Below are 5853 nucleotides of genomic sequence, written 5' to 3' on the forward strand. Positions count from 1 at the left end.
GATGTCTCCGGGCTTTACACTTGTCCCGAGGATCTGCCGACGCCCACCAAAACCGTTACGGTAGTGGACAAAACCACCCGCCGGCACCCAAGCCAATTCATCCGCACCCTTGCATTCCGAGCGACGTGCTTAGATCCTCGGGACAAGCCCGAGGAAGACGCCGTGGGGATGCTAACGGCCGGGAAATATCGGAGGAAAGGTCAACCACACTCGCAACGATCATGGACCAAAACGCCAACCAACAACAGGAAGCCAACACCCCGATGCCCCACCTCCAAGGCTTCCACTACCGCGCGACCTCAACCACCGACACCCGCCCACCACTCCTCCTCCTGCACGGCAGCAGCCGCGACGAGACCGAACTCCCGCCGCTGGCGGAAACCGCCGCCCCCGGCTGGCCATACCTGTCGCTGCGCGGCCCGATCCCCTGGGAGAGCGGCTACGCTTTCTTCCGCCGCAACCCCGACCGCAGCCTCGATCAGGCCGACCTCGCCCTCCAGACAGAACGCCTGCACACCTTCATCCAAGCAGCAATCGAGACCGGCCTGATCACCCGTCCGCCCATCCTCCTCGGCTTCTCCAACGGCGCCATCATCGCCGCCTCCCTGATGATCCGCGATCCCGACATCGCGGCCGGCGCCATCCTCATCCGCCCGCTCTCGCCCGATCCCGACGCGATCGTCCCGCACATGCCGACCAAGCCCGTCCTCATCCTTTCCGGCGACCGAGACGACCGCCGCTCCACTGAAGACGCCACGCGTATCACCAGGCAATTCCAGGCGGCCGGCGCCGACGTCACCAGCCATTCATCACCCACCGACCACAATCTCCACGAAGACGAACCCGCCATCATCGGCCAATGGCTGGCATCCCGCGTCTTTCCGCTTGCCCACACCCGCCCGCCGCTTTAAGCAGGCCGCCACGCGACAACAGACAACAGGCGACCAGTCAATGGCAAAATCCGACGGCGATCTCACCCAGCAGCCCTGGCCGCAGCCCGTCATGCTGGCGCTCGAAGAACCCGGCCAGTATGTGACGATCGACACGACCCAGGCTGCTTCCTGGGCGATGATCGAGGACTGGCCGACGGAAGACGGACCCGCGCTCGACAAGGCGCTTCTCGTCTGCGCTGACGTCATCAAGGGCAAGCGCAGCAACGAGGATGCCCGCAAGGCCTTCATCGCCGCTGCCATCGAGGCCGGCATCGATATCAAGAAGGACTGAGCAGCTAGGCTGTTACTCAGTCGGCACCGTCAGCGGCGGCCCGAGAAACTCCACATCCCACGTCTTGGCGAAAACGTTGAGCGCCGCCGTATCCGGCCGCCCGTCGTGCATCACATCGGCAAGCCCGAGAAAGAAGGCCCTCGCATCGAGCCCGGGCGCAATCAGGATATATTGGCGCGCCGGCCGATCGGTAACATTGACGAAGGCGTGCGCAGCACCACCCGGCACGGTCACGACATCGCCCTCCTCGGCATAAAACTGCACGCCATCCACCTCGAACAGATACCGCCCCTCCATCACCCGGAAGACCTCCGTCTCCTTGTGCCGATGGCGCGGCGGGCCGAACCCAGGCGCATTGACTGTGTCGATGAAGCAGAACGCCCCGTCGGTCGTCGACGGATCGACCCGCACGCCGAGCTCCAGCCCGATCGCCGGTATCTTGATGACCTCCTCGGTCGACTTGGAATGAGACGTCTGGATGGCCATGGCAGATTGTCCTCGGGCGAATTGAGACATGCGGCGGAACAGATTGCAGCTGGAAGGCCTACCAAGCCGCCGCCCGCGCCGCCAGCCTCCATAGCAAAAACATGCACGCAGCGCGCGCCAAGTACGGCGCCGCAAACGCTTGATACCCGCTGAGATTGCTCTAATCTTCCCTCTATCCGCATGTTCACGCCGCCGTTCACACAGCCAAGGGAGCACTGCATGTCGCCTGTTGTCAGCATGATCGCCCAGGAAACAGCGCTTTCCGCCCTGATATCCGCCGTCGCCGTCATCGGCGTGCCGAAGTTCTTCGACCCCGCCGCGCCGGTCAATTACCCGCTGGCAATCGGCGTCTTCGCACTGATGTCGCTCGCCTTCGCCGCCTACGAACTCCTCGTGCGCCGCCGTTAGTCACCACCTCAAGACATGCCAACGACCGGGACTGTTCGAGTGAGCCCGTCATCCCCCAACAGACCCGAGAGCCGATGTCGATTTCAGATGCGATCTACCGCCCCTTCGAGCGCCTGATCCGGCCGCTCGACATCCCCTACCAGCCGCTTCCGTCGAAAGGGCCGATCGCTGTCCTCGTGCACTTCATCGCCATGTTCCGGGGCGTGCTGATCGCGCTGGCGCTATCATCCATGGCCATCGAGGCGATGAACCTCACCATGGTCTGGGGCCTCTCCGTCATCGTCGACGGCGTCACGCAAAAGGGCGCGGCGCCCTTCCTCCGCGACGAATGGCCGTTCCTGACCTTTCTCGGCCTGCTGATCTTCCCGGCCATGCCGATCGCCTCTTTTCTGGTCAACACGCTGACCTCGCACACGCTCGGCGTCGGCATGCCCGCCGCCATCCAGTGGCAGGGGCACAAGGCGGTGGAGCGACAGGACCTCGCCTTCTTTCACGACCTCTACGCCGGCCAGGTCGCCTCCCGGCTGCAGCAGGTGTCCTCGGCCGTACAGCAGCAGATCATCGCCGCCTTCCAGTCGATCCCGCGTTTCCTGCTTCAGATGGTCGGTTCGGTGGTGTTGCTCAGCGCGCTCTCCTGGCAACTCGCGCTGCCGGCCGCCATCTGGATGGCGCTCAACGTCGCGCTCGCCGTCAAGATGGCGCCCGTCTTCACCGAGCGGTCGCGTAGCACCGCCAAGCAGCGCAGCCTGGTCGCAGGCGCCATTACCGATCTCTACACCAACATGCAGATGATCAAGCAGTTCGCCGCCGAAGACAGCGAGGCCGGCGCCATACGCCGCGTCATCGGCAAGTCGGTCAGCACCCAGCACAGCGAGCAACGTATCTACCGCACCTCCGAGCTCATCGTTGTGGCGCTCAACATGCTGCTCTGGCTGGCGATCGTCTCGATCGGCTTCACCGGCCTCGTGCATCAGTTCCTGACCATCGGCGAGTTCGTCGGCGCCATCTATGTGCTCCACCGCCTTTCCGGCCACACCTTCACTTTCCTGCAGATGGGCCAGCAGATCTTCCAGGCGATCGGCACGATCAAGGACGCCATGCCCGTCATGACGACACCACCCACCATCACCGACCGCGAAGGTGCCGTCGATCTCGCCGTTACCAGAGGCGAAATCCGCTTTGACGACGTGAGTTTCGCCTACAAGACCGGCAAGTCAGTTATCGAAAACCTCGCACTCACCGTCCACCCCGGCGAAAAAGTCGGCCTCGTCGGCCTCTCCGGCGCCGGCAAGACGACGCTGGTCAGCCTCCTCCTGCGCTTCTACGACATCGGCTCGGGCGCAATCCAGATCGATGGCCAGGATATCCGCGACATCACCCAGGCAAGCCTGCGCCGCAACATCGGCGTCATCGCGCAGGACGTGGCGATGCTGCATCGCTCGGTCGGCGACAATATCCGCTACGGCCGGCCGGATGCCGCACGCGCCGAGATCGAGGAAGCCGCGGAAACGGCGAGCGCCGACGCCTTCATCGCCGAATTGCGCGACGCAGACGGCCGCAAGGGCTACGACGCCTATGTCGGCGACCGCGGCATCAAGCTCTCCGGCGGCCAGCGCCAGCGCGTGGCCATCGCCCGCGTGCTGTTGAAGGACGCGCCGATCCTCGTTCTCGACGAAGCGACCTCGGCGCTCGACAGCGAATCCGAGGCCGCTATCCAGGAAAAGCTCGACCTCGTCATGCGCGGCAAGACGGTGATCGCCATCGCCCACCGCCTCTCGACCATCGCCATGATGGACCGTATCGTCGTGCTCGATCAGGGCCGCATCATCGAGCAAGGGAGCCCGGCAGAACTCGCCGAAGGCGACGGCCTCTTCGCCCGCCTCTTCGCCCGCCTCTGGAAACGCCAGACCGGCGGCTTCATCCCCGAGGAGATCGGCTAGATCGCTGTCTCAGCCGCCCAGCGCCACGGCAATGCCGACCATCACAAGCCCAAGGCACGTCATGGTCACCCCCGCATAAAGCGGCCGCCCGCCGGAAAAGCGCGCCCAGGCATAGCCCGTGAAGAACAGAAGCCCGATCAGCAGCAGATTGCTCACCCTCAACGCGCGATCGGCATCGTCGATCAGAAAAAACGGAATCACCGCCGGAATGGCCGTCGCCGATACCAGGAAAAACACCGCGACGGCCGCACGCAGATCGCTTCGCGTCAACGAAATCCTTAACGGCTCGGAACGGATAGCAAGCGTCAGCAGCGACCGGTAGAGCGCCTCCGCATCGGCGCTATCGACGGCAAGCGCCGTCCCCTCGGTCGGAAACTCATTGCGGATCACGGCGAGCGCCGTGCCCTCGTCCCGCGCGCTCCTGATCTGCCGAAACAGATGCAACCGCCTGCTCCTGAAAAACGTCGTCCCCAATATGCGCAACACCGCGTCGATAATGCCCCATGCGACATTGCATCCGAGCGTGGAGAGGACCAGCCCCCGAACATCCAGCCCCTCCTCGTGCATCACCAGCCGCGAACCCACAGTCCAGGTCAGCGCCATGATCAGCCCGAAGAGCACTTCGGCGAGCGCGTCGCCGGGATCGAGATCGTCGAAGATGGATGAGATCGTCTTCAGCGCCACGGCATTGTTCCAACCGGCAACCTCCACCCGTCGCCCTGCCGGGATGCGACGGCGCACTATGGTCGAAATGGGCGAGCTCTTCATTGAGTGGGATCAAGGAACGAGCACGACGCCGATGACCGAGAAGGGCGACAGCGTTGACAATTTATTGAAATGGCAGAGCTTTCTTCGTGCTCGACGTCATCCTCGGCCTTTGTACCGAGGATCTAAGCACGTCCCCAGGAATGCAACGGTCATGGATCACCCATCCGAGCCAAAATCCATGCACGTACAGTCCAGACCAACCCTCGGCAGATCCTCGGGACGAGCCCGAGGATGACGTCGCGAATGGGGATTACACCGGGAAAAAAAACGTTACAGAATCCCGACCTCACCATATCCCGATCGATACGGCCCCCATCCCACATCCCGCACAAAACGCAAAACGCCCGAACCAAAAGTCCGGGCGCCCGCTCATTCAGCCTGAGAAGCAATTCCTCAGAACTCTTCCCAATCCTTGTTGGCAACAGCCGCGTTTCCATGGCTGGCATAGACAGGAGCAACCGCGCGCGGCGCTCGCGTCGGTGCAGGCACGGCTGCCCGTGCCGGAGCTACCGGTTCCTGCATGCGGCGGGCGACATCGCGCAGCTGCGCAGTGCGGCTGCCGAGCTGGAAGGCGCCGATCAGCGTGCTGAGGTTGGTGCTCTCCTGCGCCAGACCGGCGCCCGCCGCATTCATCTCCTCGACCATCGCGGCGTTCTTCTGCGTTGCCTGGTCCATGTGGTTGACGGCGGTGTTGACCTCGCCGAGACCGACGGACTGCTCCTGCGCGGCCGTCGCAATCGCATCCATATGCGTGTTGACGTGCTGTACCAGCTGCTCGATCGCCGTCAGGCCCTCGCCTGTTTCGTTGACCAGCCGCACGCCCTCGGAGACGGCGACGGCGGAGTTGCCGATCAGGCCCTTGATCTCCTTGGCCGCATTGGCCGAGCGCTGCGCCAGTTCGCGCACTTCCTGCGCAACTACGGCGAAACCCTTGCCGGCTTCACCGGCGCGTGCCGCCTCGACGCCGGCATTCAGCGCCAAGAGGTTGGTCTGGAAGGCGATCTCGTCGATAACGCCGATGATCTTG

7 protein-coding genes are annotated in these 5853 nt (G+C 63.8%); 4 read left to right on the forward strand and 3 right to left on the reverse strand.

What is annotated here, in order from left to right; all coding sequences use genetic code 11:
- Positions 1 to 263: 263 nt before the first annotated feature.
- Both B3605_RS03710 and B3605_RS03715 read left to right on the forward strand, forming a co-directional pair.
- Positions 264 to 911 carry an alpha/beta hydrolase gene (locus tag B3605_RS03710; RefSeq protein WP_112941893.1) on the forward strand — a complete coding sequence of 216 codons (648 nt, stop codon included), beginning with the start codon at positions 264 to 266 and terminating at the stop codon, positions 909 to 911.
- Positions 912 to 951: 40 nt separating this feature from the next.
- On the forward strand, positions 952 to 1224 hold the full coding sequence (locus B3605_RS03715) for a DUF982 domain-containing protein (protein WP_112941580.1): 273 nt from the start codon (positions 952 to 954) through the stop codon (positions 1222 to 1224).
- A 12-nt stretch (positions 1225 to 1236) separates the two neighbouring features.
- Here B3605_RS03715 and B3605_RS03720 read toward each other — a convergent pair whose 3' ends face one another.
- Complete coding sequence (locus B3605_RS03720; protein WP_112941581.1) at positions 1237 to 1710, reverse strand: cupin domain-containing protein; 474 nt, start codon at positions 1708 to 1710, stop codon at positions 1237 to 1239.
- A gap of 219 nt (positions 1711 to 1929) precedes the next feature.
- Between B3605_RS03720 and B3605_RS03725 the strand changes: the two genes are divergently transcribed.
- Together B3605_RS03725 and B3605_RS03730 are read left to right on the forward strand one after the other, a co-directional pair.
- Complete coding sequence (locus B3605_RS03725) at positions 1930 to 2118, forward strand: hypothetical protein (RefSeq protein ID WP_112941582.1); 189 nt, start codon at positions 1930 to 1932, stop codon at positions 2116 to 2118.
- A 74-nt stretch (positions 2119 to 2192) separates the two neighbouring features.
- Complete coding sequence (locus B3605_RS03730; protein ID WP_112973187.1) at positions 2193 to 4058, forward strand: ABC transporter ATP-binding protein; 1866 nt, start codon at positions 2193 to 2195, stop codon at positions 4056 to 4058.
- A 9-nt stretch (positions 4059 to 4067) separates the two neighbouring features.
- Here B3605_RS03730 and B3605_RS03735 read toward each other — a convergent pair whose 3' ends face one another.
- Both B3605_RS03735 and B3605_RS03740 read right to left on the reverse strand, forming a co-directional pair.
- Positions 4068 to 4742 (reverse strand): VIT1/CCC1 transporter family protein, encoded by a 675-nt coding sequence (locus B3605_RS03735; protein WP_296432342.1) that lies wholly within the window; start codon positions 4740 to 4742, stop codon positions 4068 to 4070.
- 477 nt (positions 4743 to 5219) lie between these two features.
- On the reverse strand, positions 5220 to 5853 hold a 634-nt coding region (locus B3605_RS03740; protein WP_296432344.1), incomplete at its 5' end, for a methyl-accepting chemotaxis protein.

This window comes from Rhizobium sp. UBA1881 (assembly GCF_002338015.1).
Taxonomy (GTDB): domain Bacteria; phylum Pseudomonadota; class Alphaproteobacteria; order Rhizobiales; family Rhizobiaceae; genus Rhizobium.

Bases quoted from the DNA above. Each gene is read 5' to 3' on its own strand.
- B3605_RS03710 (WP_112941893.1), top strand. From the start codon at position 264: ATGCCCCACCTCCAAGGCTTCCACTACCGCGCGACCTCAACCACCGAC.
- B3605_RS03715 (WP_112941580.1), top strand. From the start codon at position 952: ATGGCAAAATCCGACGGCGATCTCACCCAGCAGCCCTGGCCGCAGCCC.
- B3605_RS03720 (WP_112941581.1), bottom strand. From the start codon at position 1,710: ATGGCCATCCAGACGTCTCATTCCAAGTCGACCGAGGAGGTCATCAAG.
- B3605_RS03725 (WP_112941582.1), top strand. From the start codon at position 1,930: ATGTCGCCTGTTGTCAGCATGATCGCCCAGGAAACAGCGCTTTCCGCC.
- B3605_RS03730 (WP_112973187.1), top strand. From the start codon at position 2,193: ATGTCGATTTCAGATGCGATCTACCGCCCCTTCGAGCGCCTGATCCGG.